This window comes from Variovorax sp. 10N420 (assembly GCF_056394705.1).
Genome location: NZ_JBFTIJ010000006.1, coordinates 228,608 through 254,654 on the forward strand (window position 1 = coordinate 228,608; position 26,047 = coordinate 254,654).

18 protein-coding genes are annotated in these 26,047 nt (G+C 65.1%); 3 read left to right on the plus strand and 15 right to left on the minus strand.

What is annotated here, in order from left to right; genetic code table 11:
* Positions 1-7: 7 nt before the first annotated feature.
* Together AC1DEK_RS17505 and AC1DEK_RS17510 are read right to left on the minus strand one after the other, a co-directional pair.
* On the minus strand, positions 8-2,386 hold the full coding sequence (locus AC1DEK_RS17505; RefSeq protein ID WP_478126536.1) for a DUF3141 domain-containing protein: 2,379 nt from the start codon (positions 2,384-2,386) through the stop codon (positions 8-10).
* 74 nt (positions 2,387-2,460) lie between these two features.
* Entirely contained in the window at positions 2,461-3,024 is a 564-nt protein-coding gene (locus AC1DEK_RS17510; protein WP_478126537.1) for an N-acetyltransferase family protein, read from the minus strand.
* A 177-nt stretch (positions 3,025-3,201) separates the two neighbouring features.
* Between AC1DEK_RS17510 and AC1DEK_RS17515 the strand changes: the two genes are divergently transcribed.
* Together AC1DEK_RS17515 and AC1DEK_RS17520 are read left to right on the plus strand one after the other, a co-directional pair.
* Positions 3,202-5,979, plus strand: a complete 2,778-nt coding sequence (locus tag AC1DEK_RS17515) for a decarboxylase (RefSeq protein WP_478126538.1) — start codon at positions 3,202-3,204, stop codon at positions 5,977-5,979.
* Positions 5,980-6,029: 50 nt separating this feature from the next.
* On the plus strand, positions 6,030-7,130 hold the full coding sequence (locus AC1DEK_RS17520; RefSeq protein WP_478126539.1) for a porin: 1,101 nt from the start codon (positions 6,030-6,032) through the stop codon (positions 7,128-7,130).
* Between the two features lie 9 nt (positions 7,131-7,139).
* Here the strand turns inward: AC1DEK_RS17520 and AC1DEK_RS17525 are convergent, their stop codons facing one another.
* The 11 genes from AC1DEK_RS17525 to AC1DEK_RS17575 all read right to left on the minus strand — a co-directional run bounded on the left by AC1DEK_RS17525 (position 7,140) and on the right by AC1DEK_RS17575 (position 22,489).
* Positions 7,140-7,754, minus strand: a complete 615-nt coding sequence (locus AC1DEK_RS17525) for a TetR/AcrR family transcriptional regulator (RefSeq protein WP_478126540.1) — start codon at positions 7,752-7,754, stop codon at positions 7,140-7,142.
* A gap of 166 nt (positions 7,755-7,920) precedes the next feature.
* Positions 7,921-10,200: a DUF6351 family protein gene (locus AC1DEK_RS17530; protein WP_478126541.1), complete on the minus strand. Its 2,280-nt coding sequence runs from the start codon at positions 10,198-10,200 to the stop codon at positions 7,921-7,923.
* A gap of 169 nt (positions 10,201-10,369) precedes the next feature.
* Positions 10,370-12,673 carry a DUF6351 family protein gene (locus tag AC1DEK_RS17535; RefSeq protein WP_478126542.1) on the minus strand — a complete coding sequence of 768 codons (2,304 nt, stop codon included), beginning with the start codon at positions 12,671-12,673 and terminating at the stop codon, positions 10,370-10,372.
* A 202-nt stretch (positions 12,674-12,875) separates the two neighbouring features.
* Positions 12,876-14,180, minus strand: coding sequence for an NAD(P)/FAD-dependent oxidoreductase (locus tag AC1DEK_RS17540; RefSeq protein WP_478126543.1), 1,305 nt, complete (start codon positions 14,178-14,180; stop codon positions 12,876-12,878).
* On the minus strand, positions 14,177-15,808 hold the full coding sequence (locus AC1DEK_RS17545) for a GMC family oxidoreductase (RefSeq protein WP_478126544.1): 1,632 nt from the start codon (positions 15,806-15,808) through the stop codon (positions 14,177-14,179). Before AC1DEK_RS17545 ends, AC1DEK_RS17540 begins: the two co-directional genes overlap by 4 nt.
* A gap of 15 nt (positions 15,809-15,823) precedes the next feature.
* A complete protein-coding gene (locus tag AC1DEK_RS17550; RefSeq protein ID WP_478126545.1) occupies positions 15,824-16,651 on the minus strand; it encodes an ABC transporter permease in 828 nt (275 codons plus the stop codon).
* Positions 16,648-17,580, minus strand: a complete 933-nt coding sequence (locus tag AC1DEK_RS17555; RefSeq protein WP_478126546.1) for an ABC transporter permease — start codon at positions 17,578-17,580, stop codon at positions 16,648-16,650. Before AC1DEK_RS17555 ends, AC1DEK_RS17550 begins: the two co-directional genes overlap by 4 nt.
* The gene (locus tag AC1DEK_RS17560; protein WP_478126547.1) at positions 17,577-18,671 is read right to left on the minus strand and encodes an ABC transporter ATP-binding protein; all 1,095 of its coding nucleotides are present in this window, start codon (positions 18,669-18,671) and stop codon (positions 17,577-17,579) included. Before AC1DEK_RS17560 ends, AC1DEK_RS17555 begins: the two co-directional genes overlap by 4 nt.
* Positions 18,672-18,749: 78 nt before the next feature.
* Positions 18,750-19,817 (minus strand): ABC transporter substrate-binding protein, encoded by a 1,068-nt coding sequence (locus tag AC1DEK_RS17565; RefSeq protein WP_478126548.1) that lies wholly within the window; start codon positions 19,815-19,817, stop codon positions 18,750-18,752.
* Between the two features lie 72 nt (positions 19,818-19,889).
* Positions 19,890-21,386, minus strand: coding sequence for an aldehyde dehydrogenase family protein (locus AC1DEK_RS17570; RefSeq protein ID WP_478126549.1), 1,497 nt, complete (start codon positions 21,384-21,386; stop codon positions 19,890-19,892).
* Positions 21,383-22,489, minus strand: a complete 1,107-nt coding sequence (locus tag AC1DEK_RS17575) for a mandelate racemase/muconate lactonizing enzyme family protein (protein ID WP_478126550.1) — start codon at positions 22,487-22,489, stop codon at positions 21,383-21,385. Before AC1DEK_RS17575 ends, AC1DEK_RS17570 begins: the two co-directional genes overlap by 4 nt.
* A 122-nt stretch (positions 22,490-22,611) precedes the next feature.
* Here AC1DEK_RS17575 and pdxR point away from each other — a divergent pair, with 122 nt between their 5' ends.
* Positions 22,612-24,123, plus strand: coding sequence for a MocR-like pyridoxine biosynthesis transcription factor PdxR (gene pdxR / locus AC1DEK_RS17580; protein ID WP_478126551.1), 1,512 nt, complete (start codon positions 22,612-22,614; stop codon positions 24,121-24,123).
* On the opposite strand, the gene AC1DEK_RS17585 is transcribed toward pdxR, so the two are convergent.
* Positions 24,111-25,085, minus strand: a complete 975-nt coding sequence (locus AC1DEK_RS17585) for a hypothetical protein (protein WP_478126552.1) — start codon at positions 25,083-25,085, stop codon at positions 24,111-24,113. The genes pdxR and AC1DEK_RS17585 overlap by 13 nt on opposite strands.
* A 45-nt stretch (positions 25,086-25,130) precedes the next feature.
* Entirely contained in the window at positions 25,131-26,009 is an 879-nt protein-coding gene (locus AC1DEK_RS17590) for a LysR family transcriptional regulator (RefSeq protein ID WP_478126553.1), read from the minus strand.
* Positions 26,010-26,047: the final 38 nt, after the last annotated feature.

A 26,047-nucleotide genomic window follows, 5' to 3' on the forward strand; every position in this document is an offset into this window, starting at 1 on the left:
GTTTCGGCTAGGCACGGCGCGCCGCTGCCGGGCTGGCGCGCACGCGCTTCGGCCTCGGTTCTGGCTTGGGCTTGGGTTCGGCTTTGGGCTTGTGTTTGGGCTCAATGGCGAGCGTCTCCCGAATCCGCCGCAGCATGGCCGCCTGAGCGGCTGTGGGAGAGGTGCCCTGCACTCGTTTGTCGGCAACCAGTTTCTGGAGCAGCGTCATCAGCCGCTCGCGCGCTGCCGGATCTTCGAGCAGCAGAGGCAGCGACTCGATGGCTTTCTCCGCTTCATAGCGCACGATGATTTCCTGCTCCCCGCGCACCCGGCGCCAGTCGTGGGGCGACATGCCGGGCAAGTAGTCCGCGTATTCCGCTACGAGCTCTTTCTTGAGTTCCAGCCGCGACAAGGGCAGCGGTTCGCCCTTCCTGCTCAGCAGGAAGGCCACCCGCGCCAGAGCTTCGACATAGCCGCCGTGCTCGATGGAGGCCAGCGCTTCGCGCACCACCGGCATTGCCCGAGCGTTCTCGCCATCGGTTTGGCTCCTCGAAGGCGCGCGAGTCGCTTCGATGGATTCCGGCGAATCGACATTGGCGTAAGTAGCAAAGAATCCGGCCTCCGTCATTGCATCGCGAACTGCGCGATAGTGATCCAGCATGGCGCTGAACAACTCGGCGTTTCGGTTCTCCGCCTTCCGAAGCGGATGGCTTTCATCGAGCGGCCGCCGATGGCTCTTGACCGTCTCGGCCGCCGGCGCGAGCCACGCCATCCAAGGATTGAATTGCGACAGGGCCCAGTTCTGGACCCGCAAGGGATGGAACGCGCGCAACGCCTTCGCCGTCTGCTCGTTCGACATCGCCTGCACAAAGGGCTGCGCAAAGCGTTCGTAGGCGCTCTGATTGAAGTCCGACACTTCGGCCACCGCTTCGAACGGCTTCTCGTCCAGGCGCTCGAAGCGATTGAAATGCGCCGCGATGTCTTCGAGCCGATGCTCCTGGAACTCGACTTCGTACTCGACCTTGCCGCCCTTCTTGTGCGTGTCGGTGATCGCCATCCCATAGAGCCCGGGCGGCAGCGCCTCGATCGTTTCGAGCACGGACACGATCTGCGCGTGCTCCTTCTTCGCCACCTTCCCAGAGACGAAGATGCCGAGATGGCCGATGTCCTCGTGCAGAAGCCCCACGATGACTTGCCCGCGCGCCTTGATCTCCTCGGTGCTGCCGTACACGTCGGCCACCCAGTTGAAAGCCTGCTGCGGTGGCGTGATGTTGTCGCCCATGGACGCGAACAAGATGATCGGCGAGGTGATTTCGCGCAGGTCGAAGCTCTTGCCGTCCGCGCCCTTGACCTCGCCCTTCCAGAGCTTGTTGCCGACGAAGAGATTGCGCGTGATCCACTCGATCTCTTCGCGATTCATCAGGTAGTAGCCGCCCCACCAGCGTTCGAATTCCAGAAAGCGCGGCGGCTCGGTGTCGGCCTTGTCGAACAGGTGGTAGTACTTGTCCCAGAGGCTGTTGGCGGGGTGCAGGTTCTCGAAGTTCTGCACCAGATGGGCGCCGTCGAACTTGCCGTCGCCCAGGTCGGCTGCAAAGGACGCCAGCCAGGAGCCGCCCATCATGCCGCCCGCATAGCGCATGGGGTTGTCGCCCTCGCCCTCGGACCATGCGCCACCCCAGTACGACATCGGCGCGCCGTTGATGACGATGGGGCCAGTGTCGTCGGGATCGGATGCCGCGAGCATCATGGCCGCCCAACCGCCTTGGCAGTTGCCGACCAGCGCGGGCTTGGCGCTGCGTGGGTGAAGCGCGCGAACCTTCTTGACGAACTTCTGTTCGGCCTCGCAGACGTCCAGCAGCGTCTGGCCGGGCTCCGGGTCGCGGAAGAAGATGACGAAGTACACCGGATGCCCGGCGCGCAGGGCGACGCCAACCTGCGAGTCGTCCTTGAATCCTCCGATGCCCGGTCCGTGGCCCGCTCGCGGGTCGATGATGATGTACGGCCGCTTCGCCCCATCGATCGTCACGCCGGCCGGCGCGACGATGCGCAGCAGCGCATAGTTGACTGGCCGCTCGAACTGCCGGCCGTCGAGCACGGTCTCCGACTCGAAATGCAGAACCGGTTTGAGGCCCTGGGAGGTGTTCTCGACAAAATTGTCCCCGCGCTGGCGCAAGGTGTCCCAGAAGAGGATCGAACGCTGCGCGGCATCGGCCGCATAGCTGTACCAGCCGACCGGATCCATGAGCGAGGGCATGCCCGACAGCGCACTCAAAGGTGCGGTCGCGGCGAACGCATGCGTGACGCGCAGGGCGAACTTCTCGTTCGCCGTCTGCATGCGCTTGCTGAACACCGCCGCAACCTTCGTTCCGACGATCTGGCTCCGCGCCAACCGGGCTCCTGCATTCATGACGAAATCTCCAGGATCGCGAACACGCTCACAACGATTCTTGCAGCAGGCATCGCCCGGGCAATTGATATCCGTCAAGCGCAGGAGCCGCTTGCGCTTCTTTGCAATTGCAGATCGACGAGTCGGAGCGTGGCGTCGCCGGGGTACGGCTTGTCGGTAAAGCCGAGCCGGCCGGCCAGCCGGCGCATGCCCGTGTTCTCCGACAGCACGAAGCCTTCCATGCGCTGAAGGCCGCGCGCACGCGCGAGCACGATCAGGGTTTCGAGCATGCGCCGCGCAAGCCCGATGCCCTGCCAGTCGTCGGCGATGGTGACGGCGAACTCGCCGGCGTCCGCCCCTGGTGTCCAGATGAAGCGAGCGCCACCGACGATCCGCGGGGCTGCGCGGTCGGCGGCAATGGCGACGAGTGCGATCTCGTGGTCCGCCGATGGATGCACTGCGGCATGAAGCATCTTCGGCGGCAGTTGTCGCATTGCCGCCATGAAGCGCGTGTAGCGCGAGTGGGACGAGAGGCGATTGAATGCGGCTTCGAACGCGCCTTCGTCTCCGGGCTCGACCGAGCGCACCGTGACGCTGCGCCCGTCGCGAAGTGTCGCGATGAGCGGGAAGAAGGGTGCTCCGGATTCACTTTGTTGCATGGTCACTCCGCATGCCGTGGGACGGGCGCTGACATTAAGCCTCGTTCGAGGCTCGGAGAGCAACTCGCACGGGGGCGACTATTGACAACCATCAAATCAAGCCCGCCGCACGTCAGGACAATCAGGCGGTTTCGCGCGAGCAAAGCCCGTTTTGCAACGTCCACCTGGAGGTGCAGCATGTCCCGAGACAAGGCCGAAAGTCAGACTGACGACATGTCGATGGCGGATTTCTTTTCCGCCGCCGAAGCGAGACGGGAGCGCTGGAGCAGGCTCCAGGTCTGCACCGAAGCGCTGGCCGGCGGGCGCGGGCAGAAGGACAAGCTCGATACTGAAGTTCGTACCCTGCTCGATCAGATCGAGCCGCTCGAGGGCTATTGGGCCTACCCAGGCGCGGTGCTCATGCGCGCCCTTCGCGACCTGGTGGCGGCAGAAGACGCGACCGGGCTCTCGAACGCCGTGCATCGCATCAAGACATCGATCTTCTCAGGCTCCTACCGACGCGATCCGTCAGCCTGGAACATCGACGAAGAAACGGAAGTCGATTTGGGCGACCGGATGCCTCCGGGACTCGCGGCCGACGCGCCCCATCGCCCCTACTTCGAAGTGCTGACCGTCGCCCCCGAGATCTCGAGGAGCAGCAATCAACAGCGCGAACTGCGCAAGCTCCGGCGGCCGGAAGACCCCTTCACCTACGAGGCGGTGCAGACCTTCAGCCTCGAAGATGCGATCGTCGCGACCATCGTCAACTTCAACCTGCAAGCCGTCGTCATCTATGACGGCTTTCGTTACGAATCGCGGCACTCGTTGCCCGCGCTCGACGAGTTGATCAAGCGCTTCGGCCATCTCGAGCCGGACGGAATGCCGCAGGACTACGGTTTGGTGCTCGCCAACTTCCTGAAGAAGATCAGGCCCGAAATCGACGTTTATCTCGTGACCGAACGCGGCGTCGATGCCGCCGCCACGAGCACGGACGCGAAGGCAGTCAGGCGCGTGTTCTACGAGGTAGAGGAACTGATGGAGATCCATCTGAGCATCCTCGCTGGCGTCAGCGAACGCTACGAGACGCCCTTCTTCGACAACCTGAAGAAGTACGCAGCCCGCCCGATCGGCACCTTCCACGCGCTGCCCATCGCGCGCGGCAAGTCGATCTTCAAGTCGAACTGGATCAAGGACATGGGCCAGTTCTATGGCGCCAACCTGTTCCTGGCGGAATCGTCCGCCACCACGGGCGGCCTCGACAGTCTTCTCGACCCGACCGGCAACATCAAAGATGCGCAGGACATGACTGCGCGGGCTTTCGGTGCGGACCACGTCTACTTCGCCACCAACGGCACTTCGACATCCAACAAGATCGTCGTGCAGGCGCTGTGCCGGCCCGGCGACATCGTGCTGATCGATCGCAACTGCCACAAGTCGCACCACTACGGTCTGGTGCTGGCGGGCGCGCAGCCGTTCTATCTGGAGGCCTATCCGATGGTGGCCTATTCGATGTACGGCGCCGTCCCGCTGCGAAGCATCAAGCAGGCGCTGCTGACGCTCAAGGCCGAAGGCAAGCTGGACAAGGCCCGCCTCGTCGACCTCACCAACTGCACCTTCGACGGCCACATGTACAACTGCCGCCGCGTGATGGAGGAATGCCTCGCCATCAAGCCCGATCTGATCTTCCTGTGGGACGAGGCGTGGTTTGCCTTTGCGCGCTTCTCGCCGTTCCACCGGCGCCGCACGGGCATGGGCGCTGCGCAGGATCTCGAAGAGCGGCTCCTGACGCCGGCCTACCGCGCCGAATACGAAAGCTGGAAATCGAAGCTCAAGGGCAAGGTCGGCGACGACCTCGATCCCAAGGATCCGGCGCTGCTCGACATGCGCCTGATGCCGGACCCCGACCGTGCGCGGGTGCGTGTCTACCAGACCAATTCGACGCACAAGTCGATGTCGGCCCTGCGGCAGGGCTCGATGATGCTGGTGCGCGACCAGGACTTCCATCACGTCGAAGAGCAGTTCCACGAGGCCTTCTACACGCACACGTCCACCTCGCCGAACCAGCAGATCATCGCGTCGCTGGACGTCGCGCGCAGGCAGATGGAACTCGAAGGCTACGAACTCGTCATGCAAGCGGTGGCGCTCTCCATCGACCTGCGGCGGCAGGTCAACACGCATCCCCTGATCTCGAAGTACTTTCATATCCTCACACCCGGCGAGATGGTGCCCAAGGAATTCCGCGCCTCCGGTGTCGAGGACTATGCGAAGCCGCACGCCACGTGGATCGAGATTCTTGCCGCCTGGGACACCGACGAGTTCGCGCTCGACCCCACGCGCATCACGCTGGTCACCGGTCGCGCCGGCTACGACGGAACCGAGTTCAAGGGACTGCTGGCTTCCAAGTACGACGTGCAGATCAACAAGACTTCGCGCAATTCGATCCTCGTGCAGATCAACATCAACAACACGCGCAGTGACGTCGCCCACCTGTTGAAGGTGCTCGCGGATATTTCGCGCGACAAGGAGCGCAGCCTTCAAGAAGGCGGCAAGGCGGTACAGGCCGTGTTCGCGGAGCGCGTCAAGGCGCTGATCGAGGACGTCCCCGACCTGCCGAACTTCAGCCGCTTTCATGACGTGTTCCGCGACGACGCGAAGAGCGCCACCACCGAAGGCCATATGCGCGCGGCCTTCTACACGGCCTATCGGGAAGAGGACTGCGAACACATCAAGCTCGGAGACAAGGCCATCGACGATCGCCTGAAGAAAGGCCCGGACCTGGTTGCGGCGAACTTCGTCATTCCCTATCCGCCAGGCTTTCCGATCATGGTGCCGGGCCAGGTGATCGCGGCCGACACGATCCAGTTCATGCGAAAGCTCGACGTGAAGGAGATTCACGGCTACAACGCGAGCCTTGGCTTGAAGCTGCTGAAGCCGGAGGTGCTCGGCAAGCGCAAGAAGAGGGACGATTTCGCGTAGCCCTGAAAACACAAGGCCGTGAATGGGCGCAAGAAGATGAGGAGAACCACATGAGGGAACTCGGGGCAGTCTTGGCGGCCGGTCTGTTCGTCACGTCCGGCGCTTTCGCGCAATCGAGCGTCGTACAGGCGCCGGCGACCAGCAGCAGCGTCACGCTATTCGGAGTTGCCGATGCGGCCATCTCCTACGGCACCGGCAGCATCGGCACAAAGACCGCCCTGACGAGCGGCGGCAACACGTCTTCGCGCGTGGGCTTTCGCGGTGTGGAGGACTTGGGCGGTGGTCTCGCAGCGGGCTTCTGGCTGGAGTTCGGCTACAACGTCGACGACGGGACGGGCGGCAGCACCAACATCAATAACCAGCCCAATGGCTCTGTGGCGGGCTTCAGCCCGAATCGTCGCTCGACGGTCAGCCTGATGGACTTCTGGGGCGAAATGCGATTGGGGCGGGATTTCTCGGCCACCTATCGCAACCGCGACCAGACCGATCCTTTCTCGACCAATGGCGTCGGCGCCTCGCAACCCTACGTGGGCTCGATCGCGGGGACGACCGCCACGCGGGTATCGAACATGGTCGGCTATTTCCTGCCGGGCAACCTCGCCGGATTCTTCGGCGAAGTTCAGTACTTCATGGGCGAGAACGACAACACCACCGGGTTGCCGCACGTGAGTGATGGCAACGGCTATGCCGCTCGCATCGGCTGGGGCGCCGGCCCCTTCGGTATTGCGGTATCGACAGGCAAGACGCTGTATGCCCGGACGCTCACCACAGGCGACATTCCGGTGGTCAACGTCGGCGCCTCCTACGACTTCAAGGTCGTGAAGGTCACTGCGGGCTACTTCCACGACAAGGTCGACCAGTTCATCCCGGTGACCGGCACCGGGTACATCGTGGGCGCCGTCGTTCCGGTCTTTGCGTACGACCAGTTGAAGCTTTCCTATTCTTCATACGGCACGAACGCGATCGGCGATCCCCGTGCGGACAAGTTCGCCATCGGCTATGTCTACAACTTCTCGAAGCGCACGGCCCTCTACGCGACGTTCGCACACGTGAGCAACTCGGGCTTCTCGACCGTCGCGGTAAACGGCGGGATCACAGCGCCGAACCAAAGCTCTCATGGGTACGACTTCGGCATGAAGCACAGCTTCTAGGCCGCGGATTCAAGTGGTGAAGTGCGCCTCGAATCCTCGCCACATCAGATTCATCAAGAGATCCACGACAACCGAACGTTCGACCTGTTCATTCTCAACCCACCACTTGGCCAACTGCTCGGCGGCACCCGAGAGGGCGTGAGCATGCATGACGACAAACGGCTGGGCGACTCCGGGCATGAATGGCGTGAGGAGTCCTGCGATTCCATCGACCGTGTCGAAGCGCATCCGCCGGGCCTCGTCAACAGCGGATCCTGCCACCGCCACACCACCACCAAACAGCAAACGCCACGCTGCGCGATCTTGTTCCACGAATTGGAAATAGCCTTCGATGCCGGCTCGCAAGCGTTCACGTCCGGTGGTATGGGTGTTTGCGCCGAACGCTTCGCTGAGGCGTTGATCGAGGTGTCCGCGGGCGATCCGAAGGCATGCCAGATAAATCGTGTCTTTCGCGCCAAAGAGGTTGTAGACAACGGGCCGGGTCACTCCGGCAGCCTCGGCGATGTCTTCCATCGTCGTCCCCTGGTATCCCTTCGAAATGAACAAGTCGAGCGCAACGCCCAGGATCTGGCGCTCACGCTCGGGCCGGGGCATCCTGAGCTTTTTCGGAATGGGAGGAGTCAAGTTGACGCTTTCGTCTTGGGTGGGGTGGGCCGTATTGTGTCCGGGCGGCGCTACGGAACCCGTCGGTGCCGAGCAAGTGCACCAGAAAAGAAAAGGCCGGTTTCGGATGGACCCATCCGAAACCGGCCGGGCCTCATGGCCGTTCGATGCTCAGCCGATGCTCGGCCTATATGCCAGCAGGGCGGCCCTGGTCCGGCTTGCTGTAGTCGCACACGCCAGTAGCAAAGATCTGCAGTAGGCGCTGTTCCTGGGCGACGCTGAAGAACACGCCGCCATAGGTGCCGTCATGCAAAGCGCTGACGACCGGTTTGAGCGCGCACTTGAAGATCGATCCCGACACGGGCGCGCCCGATGCCAAGCGCGCATCCGAGTAGATCGGGAACTGCTTCGTGCAGGCACCGCCGTTCAGGGTGTCGGCCACGATCTGGGTGCCGTCTGCCGAGAGTTGGCCGTCCCAGACGTGCGGGCCCGATGCGATGACGCTGCCGTTGCTGTCATAGCACTGGTCCTGGACGCTGCTCGGGCGGCTGCCGGTCAGCAACCACTGCGTCTCGGCCTGCAGCGCCTGTTGCACGATGGGCGCCTCCTTGGAGTCATCGTCGCCCGCGGCCGTCATCCAGATCACCTGGTTGTCAGCATTGCCTCTGGCTTCGATCAGGCGTTGGCGAGATGCGAATGGTTCGCGGGTCGCATGCTCGTTCAGTTCGGCCTCCAGGTAAGGCTGAATGTGGATGAAGGGAATGTCGACCTTGCCACGGAAGACCAGGCCCGCCTTGTACGCATTCTGGATAGCCGCCAGACTGGCCGGGCTTGCGACGGTACGGGGCGCGATGTCGTTCGGATTGCGGGCATGGCTCATGGCGGACGCGTTGCGCGCGCTCCATGGATCCCAGTCGCTCGTGTTGCTGCCGTCGCCCAGGTATGGAAAACCTTCTGGCAGGAAGTCTTGACCGGCCTTCCAGCCGCCGACGTGTGCGTTCAGTGACAGGAACTCGTCGACGGTGATCTTGCCGGCCTTGAGTGCGGTCAGGCCGTACTGCACGCCTTCGTTGTCATAGGTCGTCGGCGTCGTGTTCGAAGGCTTCGCGGAGAGGTCGCCGGTTAGAACCGTCACTACATCGTTGAAGTACCCCCAGAAGGTCGACGCGATGCCCTTGGCGCCCAGAACTTTCACACTGCCGTCGGCGTAGCTGACTTGGCTCCAGTACGGGTCCATGAACATTGGAATGGCACCACGCCACTCCTCCATGCAGACATCCGAGCCTTTGACTGCGGTTGTCGTGCCCGGCAGGATCGCCGAAGTGGGCTTGGCAAAGCCGTCAATAGCGTGCAGGCCGGTGACCCATGCGCGATTGGCCCATGACGTCCATTTGGGGTTGACCACGCCGGTCCCGTTGACCTGCGCGTCGACCTTGTCGAAGTAGTAGTGCAGCAGTTCGCAGTCGCCGACAGGTGCAAACTGAGTGATCATGTCCGGGAAGTTCTGGATCGGAATCGCGGCGTCCAGGAGCCCAGGATAGTTTTGCGCGTAGATCGACTGCTGCACGGCGCCACCGGAGGAGCCGACCCCGAACGTGAAGCGCGGCTTGCCGTAGGCAGCCGTGAACTGCTGCTTGATCATCGATGCGGTCTGACCGGTGAGCATCAGGTTGTACGTGGTGGAAGTGGCCATGCCGGACGACAGCGCAACCGCGTAGCCTTGCTGCAGCAAGTAAGGCAGCTGTTCCTGCTGGGCAGGGTTCACCAGGCCGCGCGTTGCATTGCCGATATGGGCTTGCGTATGGCCGACGCCCGTTCCGCCAATAAACTGAAAGACCAGATCCTTGTTCCAGGCCGACGAATCGATGGCGCCTGGATTTTTCGGGTCCGGATTGGGCGCCAGCATCGCTATGCCGTACAGGAAGCGATTGATCGATCCCCGCTCGTAGCGGACGATGAACTTCACGTCCTTGCCATTGACGTTGATTGTTGCGACGTCGTTCGGTGGATTGGCAGGGTCGTAAGGCGTGAAGTTCGAATTGTCATTCGGAGCGCCCACCTTCCGGTAGAAGTAGTCGACCCGCATCGCCATGCCGCAGTCGGCGCTGTAGCCGACGACCTTGCCGTTTGTGTCTGTCACTGGCAGGCCGATACCGTTCTGGTTGTCGACGACCGGCTGCCCCAGCCCGATCTGCTGGGTGACGCACGCAAAGGGCTGCTGACGGGGGTTGTCCGAAGCAATGGGACCGACCTTGCCCAACTGCACAGGATAGTCGGAGGGAGCCCCGGGAACAGGTGCGCTCGGGCCAGGGTCGCCCGCGACAGGTGCGCCGGGAGCGGGTGCACTTGGTGCCGGGGCAGCGGCACTGGGCACGCTCGGGAAAGTGCCAGAGCCCCCTCCTCCTCCACAGCCATAGAGCAGGGTCGCCGCAACTGCGGCAACAGTAATGGATATCCGATTCGACACGTTTGTCTCCTTCGCTATTCGAGCAATCCGCTTCAGTTGTTTTCGTACCCACGTACTTACGACCATGTAAGTTACATAACTGTAATTTGGCGGAATGCCGAGAGAATCGGGGAAATCCCTGCGAAGGTGCGAACCGAAAACCCCTGTGGCCTGAGGAGAGCCGCGAGCCTCAATAGCTAAGCCACACGCCCTTCACTTTCGACTGCCCGACGCCCGTCTTCGAGAAGTCGCACACGCCCTGCGCGAAGATGCCCCGCAGCCGCTGCATTTCGGGGTCGGTGAGCACGACTGGCGCGTAGTCCGCGGGGTCGATCGGCTTGAGTTGACACTTGAGCACGTCATCGGACAGCGGTCCACCGGCCACCATGCGCGGCGAGGGAGTCTTCGGGTACAGGGTGTTGCACTTGCCGCTGCCGTTCAGCGTTGCGACTTCCTTGTAGCGCGCGCCATCGTTGACGTCCCAGCAGGAGTCGACCGCGTCGACCGGCTTGTGCTGCACGACCTTGTCGAGCGTGAGTGGGGCGGGGTCATCGGCGATTGCATCGAGCCAGTTCGTCATGAGGGTAAGGCGCGTCAACGTCACGTCGCGCAGCAACTGCGACAGTGGCGCCACTTGGGCGGGCTTGCCCAGCACCTGCGCCAGTTGCGGGTTCGGAAACAACCAGATCACCTGGTTGTCGGCGCGCCCGTTTGCCTTCGTCAGTTGCTCGCGAATCTTGATGTCGTTGAAGATGGTGTGGATGTCGCCTCCCGGTTCAGCGTACGGATGCACGCTCAGGATCGGCACGGTGGCCAGGCCGCCACTGCCCGAGCCGATGCGCCCCATGGCGTAGCTGCGCGCAAGGGCCTCGGCGTCGGCCTGGGTGCGCTGCGGCTTCATGATGTTGCCGTCGCCGTCGTAGCCTCCGATGTTCTCGTTGAGATCGAGGAACTGTGTCGTCGAGATGATGCCCTTGCGCAATCCGTCGAGACCGTACTGCACACCGATGTTGTCCAGCGGCCGGCGAACGAATCCCTTGGTCGCGTCACGTCCGAGGGTGTTGACGTTCATGTCGTAGACGCTGCAGCGCGCGCCCGCCGGATTTGTCACTGCGTTGTAGACCTTGCTCGAGTCGATGAGCCCGCATGCAGGCGACACCGAACCGCTGGTGGCCACCACCGCGTCGCCGTTGCCTGCGTCCCATGTGGCGCAGGTGGTGCCCAGCGGCGTGTTCATGTGGCCTTCGAAGGCCTGGCGAACGGCCGACGTCACAGGATTTGCGCCGAAGTACCGGTTGAGCAGGCGGCAATCCGACACCTCCATCGCTGTCCCGAACACATCGGCAAAGGCGGAGTCCGGCATGATGCCGTCAAGAACGCCGGGGTAGTTCTGCGCAATCATCATTTGCTGAATCGCGCCGCCGGAGCCTCCCATGCCGACCATCCAGCGCGGCAGGCCGTAAGCCTTGGCAATGTGCTCGCGAATCATGGTGGCGGTTTCCGCTGCCACGACGTCGTTCACGTTCACCTTGTTGATGTTGAGCGTCGACACGACGTAGGCAAAGCCCCGTTGAAGCGCCGTGATGCTCTGCTGGTCGATGGCGTCCGACTTGAACGCGTCACTCAGCGAGTTGGAGCCTTGGTTGTATTGCGCGCCGGTCGATTCGCCGAATCGGAAGACGACCCGTTGATTCCAGCCTGTGCCGTTCCATTGGCCGGCGACAGAGGGGTCATCCAGAACAGCGATGCGATAGATAGAGCGATTGATGGTGCCGGACTCCACGCGGACGATGAACGGCACGGTCTTCCCGTCGATCGTCGTGGCGGTGCCAACGTCCGCAGGTCTGGGGCCAAGGGGATCGGTCAGCGCCTTGCGCACACCGGCACTCGTGAAATAGAACCAGTCATAACGCGTGGCAACCGAGCAGTTGGCATCCAGTGGTGCGCCGAGGCCGGATTCGGTGGTGCGGCATTCGAATGGCGCGAGTTGCGCGCCGGAAAACATCGGGCCGGTTATCGAGTGATTGGTGATCACAAGCTCGCCGCGGGCCCTGTTCGTTCCGATCGTGGCGACCAGTTTGTTGTCCCCGATGGAAAGTCCCGATACCAGGCCACGCAAGTTGCGCCCGTCGCCGCTGGCTGTCAGGCCCGCCGTGACGTCATCTCCGTTGCGAGTCAGTCGAACGTCCTTGGCATCGAATCCGGTGGGCAGACTCACCTCGACCAAGGTGTCGCCGCCGCTGACCAGGTCGGCGCGGCTGGACAGCGTTGCGATCTTGAGTTGGGCCGGTTCTGGCGTCTGCGGTGCGCCCGGCGTGCCTGCGTTGCCTGATGCACCTGCGTTCCCTGAGGCACCTGCGTTGCCCGACCCACCGATGGGAAAGCCGCTCGCGCTGCCGCCCCCTCCGCAAGACGCCAGTCCACCTATCAACATGCACCCCAGGATTGCGGCGAGCGAAACCTTCCGCAGTCGGAGGGTTGATTGTCTGTTCATCTGTCGTCTCCAGAATTGCTGACCGGCCGTACCGCCTTCACGCGCAGCGATGCATGAGGCGGGGAAAGAACTTACAAATACGTAAGTTACGGCACTGTAATTTGAGACAGCGCGCCGAAAATTGGGGAAATCCCGCGCGGAATCGCGAACGGTCGGCGGCCCTTGGCTTGATCGCGAGTCGAAGAGAGCGAGTCGAAGAGGATCAGACCGGCCGACTGTCGCGCCACCGGTAATAACGAACCGAAGGCGCGAGGAACCACGGATTCCCGGTATAGAGAGGCCGGGTCTGAAAGGCCAGCCCGTCGAGCGCCGTGCGGCCCTCGGCCAGGCCCAGCACCTGCTGGCCGACGCGCATGCCGAAGTAGCTGGAAGTCCCCACTCCAGCGCCGCAGTAACCCATTGCATAGTGCATGCCGTCGTGCTTGCCGACGTGCATCAGCTCGTCGAAGGTGTAGGCCACCAAGCCGCACCACGAATGACTGACTCGCGTACCCGCCAGCTCCGGAAAAACCTTCACCATGTCCGCGTGCAGCTTCGGTCCGCTGACGCGCGGATCCGTCTCCTGATGCGAGACACGGCCGCCGAAGAGGATGCGCGTGCGATCCGGCGAGGAACGGTAGTAATAGACCACCTTGCGCGTATCGCTGACGATCCGGTTCTTCGGGATCAGGCGATCCATCAGCCCAGGCGGCAATGGGTCGGTCGCGATCATGTAGCTGCCGATCGGAATCACGCGCCTCTGCAGCCACGGCGTGACTCCGCCGGTGTAGCCGTTGGTCGCCACGACCACGTCCCGCGCAGAGACCGCACCTCGCAGGGTCTGCACCACGAAGCGGTCGCCGAGCTTGTCGACGCGGGTCACGGCCGTGCGCGGCGCCACTTGCACGCCGGCTGCCAGTGCGCGCTCCAGCAGTCCTTGGTGGTATCGGGCCGGATGCACGGAGCAATGCTGCGTGTAGACCGCCCCGCCCCAGTACGCGTCGGTGCCGAGTTCGCTGCGCTGCTCGGCGCGCGGCACCATGTGGGCATCGACCTCGAGGCCATGGGGCTGATTACGCATCCTCGCGGCGAGCGCCTCGTACTGCGCGGGGTTGTGCGCGGCGTGAAAGCGGCCGACCGCGCCGAAATCACAGTCGATCTTTTCGCTGCGAATGAAATCGCTGACAAAAGCCAGCGACCGCTGCCCTTCCTGCAGGATCTCGAAGGCCAGCGAGGAACCATGGCGGCGCGCCAGCTGGTCGAAGCTGGGCTTGATGCTCGTGGAGACCTGCCCGCCATTGCGCGTGCTGCAGCCCCAGCCGGCCTCCTCGCCATCCAGAACGAGGGTCGAGCGCTGGCCGCGCGCGGTCTGCAGCGCCGCATGCAGGCCGGTGTAGCCGGCGCCGATGACCGCCACGTCGACGCTTGGCGGCAGCGGGGCCTCGGCGATGGCGGGACGCGGCACGTCGTCCCACCAGTAAGGGGCGAGCTTGCAATCGGCCAGCAGGTCAACGTCGGGATTTTTCATCGAAGGCTCGTTGGCTCATGGTCGGCGAGGACCGCCGCTGCGCCCTTCTCGGCCAGCATGAGAGTTGGGGCATTGGTGTTGCCTGAAGGGAGGGTGGGAAAAACCGAGGCATCGATCACACGCAACCGCTCTATGCCGTGCACCCGCAGTCGCGAATCGACGACCGAGTCCTCGGCTCTTGGACCCATGCGGCAAGTCCCGACAGGATGAAAGACGGTCGATGCGCGCTGGCGGATGTCCTCCTGCAGTTGTTCGCGCGACTCGATCTGCGGGCCCGGAACCAGCTCGCTCTCGATCACCGAGCGCAGCGCCGGCGTGGCCGCGAGCTTGCGCAGGAACAGCGTCGCTTCGAGCATGTCCTGGCGGTCGCTCTCGGTGTCCAGCGAGCGCGGCATGATGAGCGGCGCCTGCAGCGGATCGACGCCTTGCAACTGAAGCTCACCGCGGCTGGTGGGCTTGCACGGCTGTGCGCCCAGCAGGAAGCCGGGATAGGGGTCGGGCCGCATCAATTCCCGCTTGCCGGTGCGCGCACGCAGATAGCTCAAGGGTGAGAAATAGAGCTGCAGGTTGGGCCGCTCCAGGCCCGGACGCGAACGCACGAAGCCACCGCCCTGATTCACGCTGAGCGCCAACGGTCCGCGCCGGCCGGCCATATACCGCATGCCTGCCCAGAGCTTCGCGTGCCATGGCCCCAGCTCGGTGTTGAGGCTCGGCACTCGCGACCGATACAGGTGATCGATGCACAGGTGGTCCTGCAGGTTCTGCCCCACCGCGGACCGCTCGGCAACGGTGGCAATCCCGTGTGCCTGCAATTGCGCGCCCGGACCGATCCCCGAGAGCATCAGGAGTTGGGGCGAGTTGATCGCCCCGGCGGACAGGATCACCTCGCGCCGCGCACGCGCTTCGTGCACGTGACCACCGAGCCGGAAACGGACGCCGGTCGCTTGCGTGCCGGACAACAGGATCCGCGTGACCTGTGCGTCGGTACGCACGGTGAGTGCCGCGCGTTTCATCGCCGGATGAAGATACGCCGTGCTGGCCGATTCACGCAGTCCATTGCGGGTCGTGATCTGGTAGATGCCGACGCCCTCCGCGCTGGCGCCGTTGAGGTCGTCGTTGACCGTCAGCCCAAGCTCCGCGCCCGATTGCAAATAGGCTTGGCACAGCGGATGCACCGAGCCGCTCACATCGCTGACGCGCAGCGGACCGCCCGCACCGCGCGATGCGCTGGGCCCATGGTCGCTGTCCTCGAGCTTCTTGAACCACGGCAAGACGTCATCCCAGCCCCAACCGCCGTTGCCCATCGCGGCCCACTCGTCGAAATCGGCCGGCTGGCCGCGCACGAACACCATGGCATTGATGCTGCTGGATCCGCCGAGCACCTTGCCGCGCGGCCAATAGCCTTGGCGTCCGGCCAGGCCCGGATCTGCCGCGGTGCGGTACATCCAGTTCACGGCGGGGTTGTAGAACGAGGTGCCGTAGCCGATCGGCACCTTGAGCCAGAAGCGCCGGTCGCTGCCGCCCGCTTCGAGCAGAAGTACCGAATGCTGCCCCGAAGCGGTGAGTCGATTGGCCAGCACGCAGCCCGCCGACCCTGCGCCGATGACGATGAAGTCGAATTCCGTCACGGCGCGGGCGGGCCTTCAGCGCACATCCCGTTTTCCGATGAACTGGGTGAAAACCAGCAGCAGCGACGACACGGAAATGATCAACGTCGAGATCGCGCCGATGGTCGGATCGACCTGATCGCGCAGCGCATTGAACATGTTGCGCGTCAAGGTCGAATGGTCGCCGCCCGAGACGAAAAGCGACACCACCACCTCGTCGAAAGAGGTCAGGAAAGCCAGCACGGCAGCGGTCACCACGCCGAAGCGAATCTGCGGAAGCGTCACCAGCCAGAAGGCGCGCAGCCGCGAGGCGCCCAGGCTGCGGGCCACCAGCTCCTGGTTCAGGTCGAAAGACTTCAGCGCAGACGCGACCACCATCATGACGACCGGCACCGCGAGCATGCTGTGCGCGAGCGCCAGGCCCAGCAGCGTGTTCACGAGCTTGAGCTTCACGTAGGCGTAGAACACGCCGATGCCGATCAGGATCACGGGCACCACCATCGGCGTCAGCAGCAACATCGTCAGCAGCCCCGCGAAACGCCAGCGGGAGGCATGCAAGCCATAGGCGGCCATCGTGCCGAGCGGCGTCGCCACCAGCGTGGTCAGCGCCGCTGCCTTGAGCGACGTCGCGGTGGCCTGCATCCAGGACGGCGAAGCGAAGTAGCTCGTGTACCAGCGCAGCGACCACTCGCGCGGCGGAAACTCGAGGTACTGCGAGGCCGAGAACGACATCGGGATCACGATCAAGGTCGGAATCACCAGGAACAGCATCACGAGCCCCGCCAGCGCGTAGAGCCAGAGCCGCCCGCCGCGCGTGACCTGGGTCTGCGTGACCGGTCGCCTAAGCCAATCGAGCACGCTCATCGCGCCTCCTGCCCGCCGAACAGGCCGCGCGCACCCATCAGCTTCGATGCAAGCATGATGACCGCCACCGTGAGCACCAGCAGCACCACACCCAGCGCGCTGGCCGCTCCCCAGTTGAAGAACACTTCGATGTCGTTGGCGATGCGGCTCGACACCATGATCACCTTGCCGCCCCCGAGTACCGCCGGCGTGATGTAGAAGCCCAGGCACAGAATGAAGACGATCACTGCGCCGCTGGTCAGGCCCGGCAGCGACAGCGGCAGGAACACCAGCCAGAAGGTGCGTGCCGGCGAAGCACCCAGGTTGGCAGCGGCCTTGAGGTAGTCGCGGTCGATGGCGCGCATGCATGAATACAGCGGCAGGATCAGGAAAGGCAGCATCACGTGCACCGTGCCGATCAGCGTGCCGGTAAGGTTGTGCACCAGTGCCAGCGGCTCTTCCCACAAGCCCAGCGCGATTCCCCATTCATTGATCAGCCCCTTGCGCTGCAGGAGCACCAGCCACGCATAGGTGCGCACCAGCAGCGATGTCCACAGCGGCAGCAGCACGGCGATCATGCAGAGGTTGGCCGCCCGCCGCGGCAACTCGGAGAGGCAATAGGCCAGCGGATAGCCGATCAGCATGCACAGGCCGGTGGTCATCAGGCTGACCTGGAAGGTGGTCGCGAAGGTGCGCCAGTAAGAGGGCTGCTCCCACATCCGCTGATAGTTCTCGAGAGTCCACTGACCGCTATCGGACAACAGCGACAGGTAGAACAGCCAGGCGACCGGCACCAGCATCGTGACAGCGATCAATACCAGTGCCGGCGCGACCAGCCCGAGCAGGCCCAGCCGCTCCCATTGCGCGACGCGGCGCAGTGTCTGCGCATTGGGTTCGGCGTGGCCTTGTGCTGGCAGCGGATCCGCACACGCGGCGGCCAGCACCGTCATGGCGAGGCTCCTTCGGGGGGCAGCAGCACGGTGTCCCGCGGACTCAGGCCCAGCCGCACTGCAGCGCCCTGCTCGGGTGGCGATTGGCCCGCGGCATGGATGGCATGGCGCAGCCAGATCATCGTGCCATCGTCGAGCGCTACGTTCAGCAAGGCGCTGTCACCCTGGTACACCTGCGCCACCAGCCTGCCATCGAAGACATTCAGCTCAAGGTCGGTGTCGGCCTGCCCCGCCGCCAGCAAGCGCAAGCGCTCAGGACGCAACATCAACAGCCGCGCGCCATCGGCGCCAGGATGCTCGGCCGCACGCAGCGTGCGCTCGGCCAGCATGACCCGCCCCTGCTCCACCGTCACCGGCACGAAGGTCGATTCGCCGATGAATTCGGCCACGAAGCGATGAGACGGGCGCTCGTAGATGGCACGCGGCGTGTCGAGCTGCACGATGCGGCCGCCATTCACGACGGCGATGCGGTCCGACATCGTAAGCGCCTCGCGCTGGTCGTGCGTCACGTAGACGGTGGTCATGCCGAGCTTGTCGTGCAGTTGGCGCAGTTCGATCTGCATGTGCTCGCGCAATTGCTTGTCGAGTGCCGACAGCGGTTCGTCCATCAGCATGATGCGCGGCTCGAAGACCATTGCGCGGGCCAGCGCCACGCGCTGGCGCTGGCCGCCCGACAACTGGTCGATGGCACGCGCGCCGTAGCCGCCGAGCCGCACCATCTCCAGGGCCTTTTCCACGCGCTCTGCGCTCTCTCGGCGGCTCACCCCGCGCAGCCGCAGCGCGAACGCCACGTTGTCCGCCACGCTCATGTGCGGGAAAAGCGCGTAGTTCTGGAACACCATGCCGACGCCGCGCCTGTGCGGCGGCGTGGCGATCATCTCGGCATCGCCGAATTTCAGGCTGCCATGGTCGGGCCGGGTGAAGCCGGCCAGCACGGTCAGGAGCGTGGTCTTGCCCGAGCCCGAGGGCCCGAGCAGGGTCAGGAATTCACCGCTGCGGATGTCCAGGTCGACATGGTCGAGCGCAAAGACGTTGCCGTACTTCTTGGTCACCTGGCGCATCGAGATCGGCAGCGACGAATTGCGCACCATGCATCAACCTGCTTTCTGAAAAGTTTGTGCAGTCCGCCGCGCGGGCCGCCAAGTATCGAGGAGCCCGCCCTGCGCGGGCTACTCCGTCAGCATGTTCTGGTACATCTGGGCCGCACGGGCTTCGTTCTTCAGGTACCAGGCGGGATCCAGCAGGATCTGCTTCGCGGCGTTCTGAGGATAAGTGGGCAGGCCCTTGGCCACTGCCGGGTCGATGGCGCTGCCCTCGAAGGTCTTCTTGTTGGTCGGGCCGTAGTTGATGTACTTCACGAGCTCCGCCTGGTACTGCGGCTTGCCGATCTCGTTCAGGAACTTCATGGCGAGCGCTTGGTTCGGCGCGCCCTTGGGCACGGCGTAGCAATCGACGTCGAGGATCGCCTGGTCGTAGCCGTACTTGACGTTTCCGCCGTCCTTGATGACGCCGTCGAAGCGGCCGTTCCAGCCGGTCACCATGTCCACCTCGCCGTCCTTCATGAGCTGCGCGTGCTGCGCGCCCGAGGACCACCACACTGCGATGCTGGGCTTCAGGTCCTTGATCTTCTTGAGCGCACGCTCGATGCCGCCGGGAGCCGACAACACTTCGTAGACCTTCTCGGGCGGCACGCCGTCGGCCATCAGCGCTGGCTCGAGCGAGCCGGCCACCGCGTTTCGGTAAGAGCGCTTGCCGGGAAATTTCTTCACGTCCCAGAAATCGGCCCAGGTCTGCGGCTGCGGACGCCCGTCCGGGTAGGTCTTGGTGTTGTAGGCAAAGACGTTGGAGAACACGGTGCCGCCCACGCAGTATTCGGTGGCCAGTCCGGGCCCGAAGGTCGAGACGTCGACGGTCTTGTAGTCGATCGGCTCCAGCAGACCTTCAGCGCCCGCGCGTGCGGCACTGCCGGCGCCGCTGCCCACGATGTCCCAACTCACCGCGCCGGCCTTGGCCTTGAGGCGCAGGTCGGCGATGCCGGTGTACGTTTCCTCCTTGAGCGTGATGCCCAATGCCTTTGCTGCCGGGGCCCACTTGGCCTTCATCTGCGCCTCCTGGAAAGCGCCGCCGAAGGACACGATGGTCAACTGCTGCTGCGCGGCGGCATGCCCGGCCAGCAACACACTCAACGCGGCGAGAGTTCCCAGCGTCAGGCGCCTGCGGATCGAAAGTCTCTTCATGGATTCACTCCTTGTCGAATCATCTTGCACAGTCATTCCCAACGCGGCGAGGTCCGGCGTCGCCGATTCCGATCATGCGATACGCGCCGCCACCGACTTGATGCGGCTGTAGCTGCGCAAGGCCTCCATGCCCTTTTCGCGGCCGAAGCCCGACAGCTTGTTGCCGCCGAAGGGCACCGCGATGCCGCCAGCGAAATACTCATTGATGAAGACCTGCCCCGCGTCGATGTCGCGTGCGAGCCGATGCGCCGCCGAGAAGCTACCGGTGTAGATGCCGGCGACCAACCCGAAGGCGGTGCCGTTGGCCAGCGCCACCGCCTCCTCCAGGTCGTCGAAGACCTGCACGGCAAGGACCGGACCGAAGATCTCTTCTTGCACCGCCTCGTCCTGCGGTTCCAGGTCGTCCAGGATGGTGGGCTGATAGAACCAGCCGCGCCCAGTCAGCGGGTCGGCGCTGGTCTGGCCGCCGGTGCGCACGCACACGCCGCGCTCACGCGCTCTATCGACGTAGCCCGCGATCTTTTCCCGGTGTGCGAACGAATTCACCGGGCCCATGCCGGCGTCGCGCAGGCCATGTGCCAACGTCATCGCCTCGACCCGCGCCTGCAGTCGCTCGACGAAGGCCTGGTGGATCTCGCGCGCGATGACCAGCCGCGATCCGGCCGAGCAGATCTGTCCCGCGTTCTCGTAGATGGCGCCGAGCACGCCCTCGATCGCCGCATCCATGTCGCAGTCGGCCAGCACCACCACGGGCGACTTGCCGCCGAGTTCGAGCACCAGTCGCGTGACGTGCGCCGCGGCCGCCTGCATGACCTGAATGCCGGTCGCCACCGATCCTGTGAAGCTGATGTGCTGCACGCCCGGATGCCGCACCAGCGCCGCACCGGCCCCGGCGCCGGTGCCCGTGACCACGTTGCAGACGCCATCGGGCAGGCCCGCCTCCCCGCACAGCGCGGCCAGCATCAGCGCGGTCAGCGGCGTCTGCTCGGCCGGCTTGGCGACCACGGTGCAGCCGGCAGCGAGCGCGGGCGCGATGCCGCGCGCAGCAGTCGACAGCGGGTAGTTCCAGGGAATGATGTGGGCCGTGACGCCCACCGGCTCGTTGACCGTGTAGGCCAGGTGATCGGCGCCCAGCGGAATGCTGTCGCCCTGGTGCTTGTCGCAGGCACCCGCGTAGTACTCGAAGGTGGCGGCCGCGCCGGCGACGTCGGCCTGCGCCTCCGACAGGCGCTTGCCGGAATCGAGAGTCTCCGCCACGGCGAGCCGATTGGCCGAGGCACGGATGTGCTCGGCGATGCGCGACAACAGGCGCCCTCGCTGCGCCGGTGCGAACGCGCGCCACGGGCCCCGCAGCGCAGCCTGCGCGGCACGCACCGCACCATCGACATCGTCGGCGTCACCCACGGCAAAGCTTGAAAAAGCCTGGGCCGTGCCCGGATCGAAAGTCTCCATGCGCGCGCCTTGCGCAGAAGGCGTGAAGCGGCCGTCGATGAAGTGTTCACCCGGCAGGCCGGAGATACGGCCCGTGGCCTGGGCCTCGCGCACCAGTGCCTTAAGCTCGGTGTTCATCGGCCCAACTCCGAGAGCTGGTAGCTGGAGCGCGCCAACCATTCCGGGTCGATTTCCACGCCCCACCCGGGTTCGTCCGGGACTGTGACATGGCCGTCGCGCACCGCATAAGGCGCGCGCACGAACAGGCCTTCCTGCCATGGGTAATAGTCGGCGCCCTCGATCGAGAATTCGAGGTACTTCCCCGCATTCGGAATGGCGCGCAGCATGTGCATGGTGAACACAGTGACCATGGAAAGGTTGGCGCTGTGCGGGGTACACGGCAGGCCGGCTTCGGCCGCCATCCGCGCCACGCGCAAGGTGCGCGAGATGCCACCCACATAGCAGACGTCGGGCTGCACGATGTCCACCGTGTGGCTCGCGATCATGTGCTTCCACATCGGGAGATAGCAGTCCTGCTCGCCGCCGGTGACGTCCAGCGTGAGCGCCTCACGCACCTGCCGCGTCTGGTCGAGTTCCCAATAGGGGCACGGCTCCTCGAAGTGCTCGATGCCCTGGTCGTGCAGCAGGGCGCCGACCTCGATGGCCCGGCCCGGCGAGAAGCCGCTGTTGCCGTCGACCAGGAGCGCGGCGCCACTGCCGAGCGCGCGCCGCACCGTGGGCACGATCTCCTCCGTGCGGCCCGGCCATTCGTCGACGTCGTGGCCGCACTCGGCGCCGACACGGAACTTGAAGGCATCGAAGCCGTCACGGTCGCGCAAGGCCAGCAGGCGGCGGGCTTCGTCCTGCGGCCGGATGTCGCGCTTCATCGATGAGGCATAGGCGCGCAGCGGCCCCGGCGTGCCGCCCAGCAGTTCGCACACGCTCTTGCCTGCGCGCTTGCCACGCAAGTCCCACAAGGCGGTGTCGAGGCCGCCGATCGCCCGGTACAGGTAGGCGCAGGGAAACTTGTGTTCGCGCTCGGCGATGTGGTCGGCCAGCGCATCGAGATCCTCATCGTCCTGGCCCAGCGACCAGGGCGCGACCTGGCGGTGCAGCACCTGCGAGGTGATATCGGCGTTGTAAGGCGAGACCTGGCCCCAGCCCTGGCGACCGTCTTCGCCGGTCACCCGCACGAAACCGACATGGCGATTGGAAAAGGTCTCGATCTTCAGGATCTTCATGAGGCGGAACCGGTGGAACCGATGGAAGCAAGGCCTCCATATTGGGCGCGAAGTGGCCTGCAAGACAGGTCCATTCTGATGTTTGACTGATACCATTTTGAAAACGACAACAAGGAGATTCCATGGTCAAACGCGCCGGCGGATCATTGCTGCTTTCGCTGCGCATCGACCCTGGTTCGCAGCAGCCGATCAGCACTCGCCTGTGCGTCGCGCTGCGCGAGATGATCCTGAGCGGCGGCTTCAATGCCGGCGACCGATTGCCCGCCAGCCGTACCCTGGCCAAGCAGATCGGCGTCTCGCGGACCACCGTGATCGAAGTCTTCGACCGCCTTGGCGCCGAAGGGCTGGTCGAGTCGCGCACCGGCGCCGGCACCTTCGTGAGTGCCGTGCTGGCCGCGGCTCGCCCGTTGCCCCTGAAGCCGGCATCGAAGTCGACGCAGGCCGCCCCGCGGCCCGAGCCGCCGGTGCTCTCGACCGTGATGCAGCAGGCGGTGCAGCGCTTCGGCACCCGCCAGCGGCTCCCGCACGTGACCCGCGCCTTCACGACTGCGCTGCCCGCCTTCGACGCCTTCCCGCAGGCCCAGTGGGCGCGGCTGTCCGCCAAGTACCTGCGTGGGGGGCGCGACGAGCTCATGGGCTACGGCGACCCCAACGGATCGCCCCAACTGCGCCGCGCGATCGCCTCGCACCTGCGTGCCAATCGAGGCATCACCTGCGACCCCGAGCAACTCTTCATCGTCGGCGGCGCCCAGCAGGCCTTTCACCTGATCGGCTCGACACTGCTGAACCCGGGAGACAAGGTCTGGTTCGAGAACCCGGGAGCGATCGGTGCACGCAACAGCTTGATCGCGACCGGCGCCGAACTGGTGCCTGTGCCCGTCGATGACGAAGGCCTGCGCGTGAGCGAGGGGCTTCGGCTGGCGCCGCGCTTCCGGCTGGCCTTCGTCACGCCTTCGCACCAGCAGCCGCTGGGCAATGTGATGAGCCTGGAGCGCCGTTTCGGGCTGCTGCATGCGGCGGAGCGCGCGGGTGCCTGGATCATCGAGGACGACTACGACGGCGAGTTCTTCTTCCGCGGGCGTCCGCCGCCGACGCTCAAGAGCGTGGACACCACCGGCCGCGTGATCTATGTGGGTACCTTCAGCAAGTCGCTGTTTCCGGCGCTGCGGCTGGGTTACCTGCTGGCGCCGCCCGCGCTGGTCGACACCTTCAGGATCATCATGAGCCATTTCCTGCAGGGCGTGCCTTCGCACACGCAGGCGGTGGTCGCCGAGTTCATTGACGAGGGCCATTTTTCGGCCCATCTGCGCCGCATGCGGCAACTCTATCTGGAGCGGCATGAAACCCTGGTCGACACCTGCCGCGCGCGATTGGGCGGACTGCTCGACATCGTGCCCACGCATGGCGGGCTGCACACGATCGCGCAGCTACCCCGTCATGTCTCCGAGGGCGCGATCGCGCGCGACGCCGAACTGCACGGCATCAGCACGTCGGCCATCGGGCGCTTCGCGCTGACGCAGGTCAATGACAACGGGCTGGTGCTGGGCTTCGGCAGTGTTCCGCCGGCGGCCATCTCGGCCGGGGTGGAAGTGCTCGCGAAGGTGCTGGAGGCGCGATCGATTCACGCGCGTTGACCGTCGTTGCCGGTCAATGATGGATGACCGTCGATGCCGGTCAGGGAATCCTGCACTTCGTCCTCGAACCCCGCCACAGGCTGCGCCTTCGCAAGCGCCATCCAGATGCCGAAAGGCATGCGCGGGAGGGCACGGTGGACGGCCGCACGCGCCACGACCAGCCGCTCCGCCTGCGCGACCAGCACGCCGCATTCCGCCGGAATCTCGTCCGGCTCGCCGATCGGCCTCCCGCGCGCATCGCAGCCCAGCACGTACCAGCATTCGCCGCCCAGGTCGAGATAGGCCGCACGCTTGTCGGGCTTGCGCAAGTCGCTCAGAAGATCGGCCCGGCTCACCTTGACCTCATGCACGACAGGTTGCGCATAAGCCTCCACACTGGTGTTGCGGATCGAAAACACATCCGGTCGCGCAATGCACCATCGGGCCTTGTCGTCTCCGGGAACGGGCGCGAGCCGCGCGCGGAGGCTGAGTCCCCGCCATGCGATGCGCCCTGCCCGCGTCATCTCGCGTGCGATCCGCTCCACGAGCGCCTCGTGCCGCGAGAGCGCCCCGCGATGGATGACCAGCGAAGTCGCGATGTGCGCGATGCCTGCGTCGGTCACGCGCAGCGTTTCGTGGCCGTGCGCGGACCGCACGCGTTCCAGAAGCCCAGCGGCGAGCAGGTCGATCTCGATCGCATCGCAGCACGGCCAGCCGGCCGACCGATAGACCTCGCGCAACCGTCGCGCGTGTACGCGTCCGAGCACCCCGAGCGCCCCGATGGCGGACGCGCCGGGCGGCGGATCGGCCACCGGCGCCGGCGCGCCGGGCTCCACCAGTGGAGGATCTGCCGCGGGTGGATCGACCACGGGCGGCGGCGGCGGAGGTGGGGCGGGTGGCAATGGCGTGGGCAGGTCGGGTGCCGGTGGAGGGGGCCCGATCGGTGCGCCGACAAGATTGCGCTGCAAAGCAAGAGCGTCCATGGCGCTAGGTTAACGCTGCGGAGCGCGCGTTTGAAGCGCCGGTCGTCAAGCCCAGGCTTCGAGCACCGCGCCCCTGACCGCGTCGACCGCCGCGGTGCGCTTGCCGCCGGCAGGCGCAACCCAGCATAGCCAGGTGTGCGAACGCCATCCTTGCCAGATGGAGAGCTCACCCTGTCGCTCGCCCTGCTCGGCTTGATCGAGACGCAAGAGCCCGGCGCCAAGTCCGCTGGCGACCATCGCGCGCATGGCGGTTTCGCTGTCGGCCGTCTGCGTCGGACGGTACTCGCGGCCAATGCTCGCGAAGAGGCCGTCCAGATGCGCGCGCAGGATGCACGAGGCCGGCGTGCCGACCCACGGCAGGGTGGTGAGTGATTCGAGGGTGAGCGCCGGATGCGCCTTCGCAAGCGGCGGCGGCAGCGTGACGACCAAGTCGACGATGCCGAGGCGCTGCACGACCAGGCCCTCGATCTCTTCGCTGTCACTCAGGGCGTAGGCGCAGTCCAGCTCGCCGCGCCGCACGCCTTCCAGCGTCTGGTGCGACAGCCCCTGTTGCAGTTGCAGCGTGACCTGCGGATGTCGCTCGGCCAGCTTCACCAGCACATCGCCCAGCCGCAGCGCCACTGGGTCGACCACGGTGCCGAAGCGAACGACGCCCTGCGCGGCGCCGCGAATCTGCTCCGCCGTCGACCGCATGCGCGTTGCCGAGGCCAAGGTGCGCTCGGCTTCTTCGAGCAGGCTCACGCCGGCTTCGGTCGGCGTCATGCCACGCGGGGTGCGGTCGAAGAGCTTCACGCCCAGTTCGTCCTCCAGTGCCTTGAGTTGCGCGCTCACCGCCGGCGCACTGGTGAAGACGCGTTCGGCAGCGCGCGTCAGGCTGCCTTCGCGCGCGATGGCGACGAAGGTCTTGAGTTGGTAGAGCTCCATGCGGCAAATTGTGCGTGCATCGCGGGCCTTCGGCCATT

Coding starts and splice junctions, on each gene's coding strand:
- AC1DEK_RS17505 (WP_478126536.1), bottom strand. CDS start 2,386: ATGAATGCAGGAGCCCGGTTGGCGCGGAGCCAGATCGTCGGAACGAAG.
- AC1DEK_RS17510 (WP_478126537.1), bottom strand. CDS start 3,024: ATGCAACAAAGTGAATCCGGAGCACCCTTCTTCCCGCTCATCGCGACA.
- AC1DEK_RS17515 (WP_478126538.1), top strand. CDS start 3,202: ATGTCCCGAGACAAGGCCGAAAGTCAGACTGACGACATGTCGATGGCG.
- AC1DEK_RS17520 (WP_478126539.1), top strand. CDS start 6,030: ATGAGGGAACTCGGGGCAGTCTTGGCGGCCGGTCTGTTCGTCACGTCC.
- AC1DEK_RS17535 (WP_478126542.1), bottom strand. CDS start 12,673: ATGAACAGACAATCAACCCTCCGACTGCGGAAGGTTTCGCTCGCCGCA.
- AC1DEK_RS17540 (WP_478126543.1), bottom strand. CDS start 14,180: ATGAAAAATCCCGACGTTGACCTGCTGGCCGATTGCAAGCTCGCCCCT.
- AC1DEK_RS17550 (WP_478126545.1), bottom strand. CDS start 16,651: ATGAGCGTGCTCGATTGGCTTAGGCGACCGGTCACGCAGACCCAGGTC.
- AC1DEK_RS17555 (WP_478126546.1), bottom strand. CDS start 17,580: ATGACGGTGCTGGCCGCCGCGTGTGCGGATCCGCTGCCAGCACAAGGC.
- AC1DEK_RS17560 (WP_478126547.1), bottom strand. CDS start 18,671: ATGGTGCGCAATTCGTCGCTGCCGATCTCGATGCGCCAGGTGACCAAG.
- AC1DEK_RS17565 (WP_478126548.1), bottom strand. CDS start 19,817: ATGAAGAGACTTTCGATCCGCAGGCGCCTGACGCTGGGAACTCTCGCC.
- AC1DEK_RS17570 (WP_478126549.1), bottom strand. CDS start 21,386: ATGAACACCGAGCTTAAGGCACTGGTGCGCGAGGCCCAGGCCACGGGC.
- AC1DEK_RS17575 (WP_478126550.1), bottom strand. CDS start 22,489: ATGAAGATCCTGAAGATCGAGACCTTTTCCAATCGCCATGTCGGTTTC.
- pdxR (WP_478126551.1), top strand. CDS start 22,612: ATGGTCAAACGCGCCGGCGGATCATTGCTGCTTTCGCTGCGCATCGAC.
- AC1DEK_RS17585 (WP_478126552.1), bottom strand. CDS start 25,085: ATGGACGCTCTTGCTTTGCAGCGCAATCTTGTCGGCGCACCGATCGGG.
- AC1DEK_RS17590 (WP_478126553.1), bottom strand. CDS start 26,009: ATGGAGCTCTACCAACTCAAGACCTTCGTCGCCATCGCGCGCGAAGGC.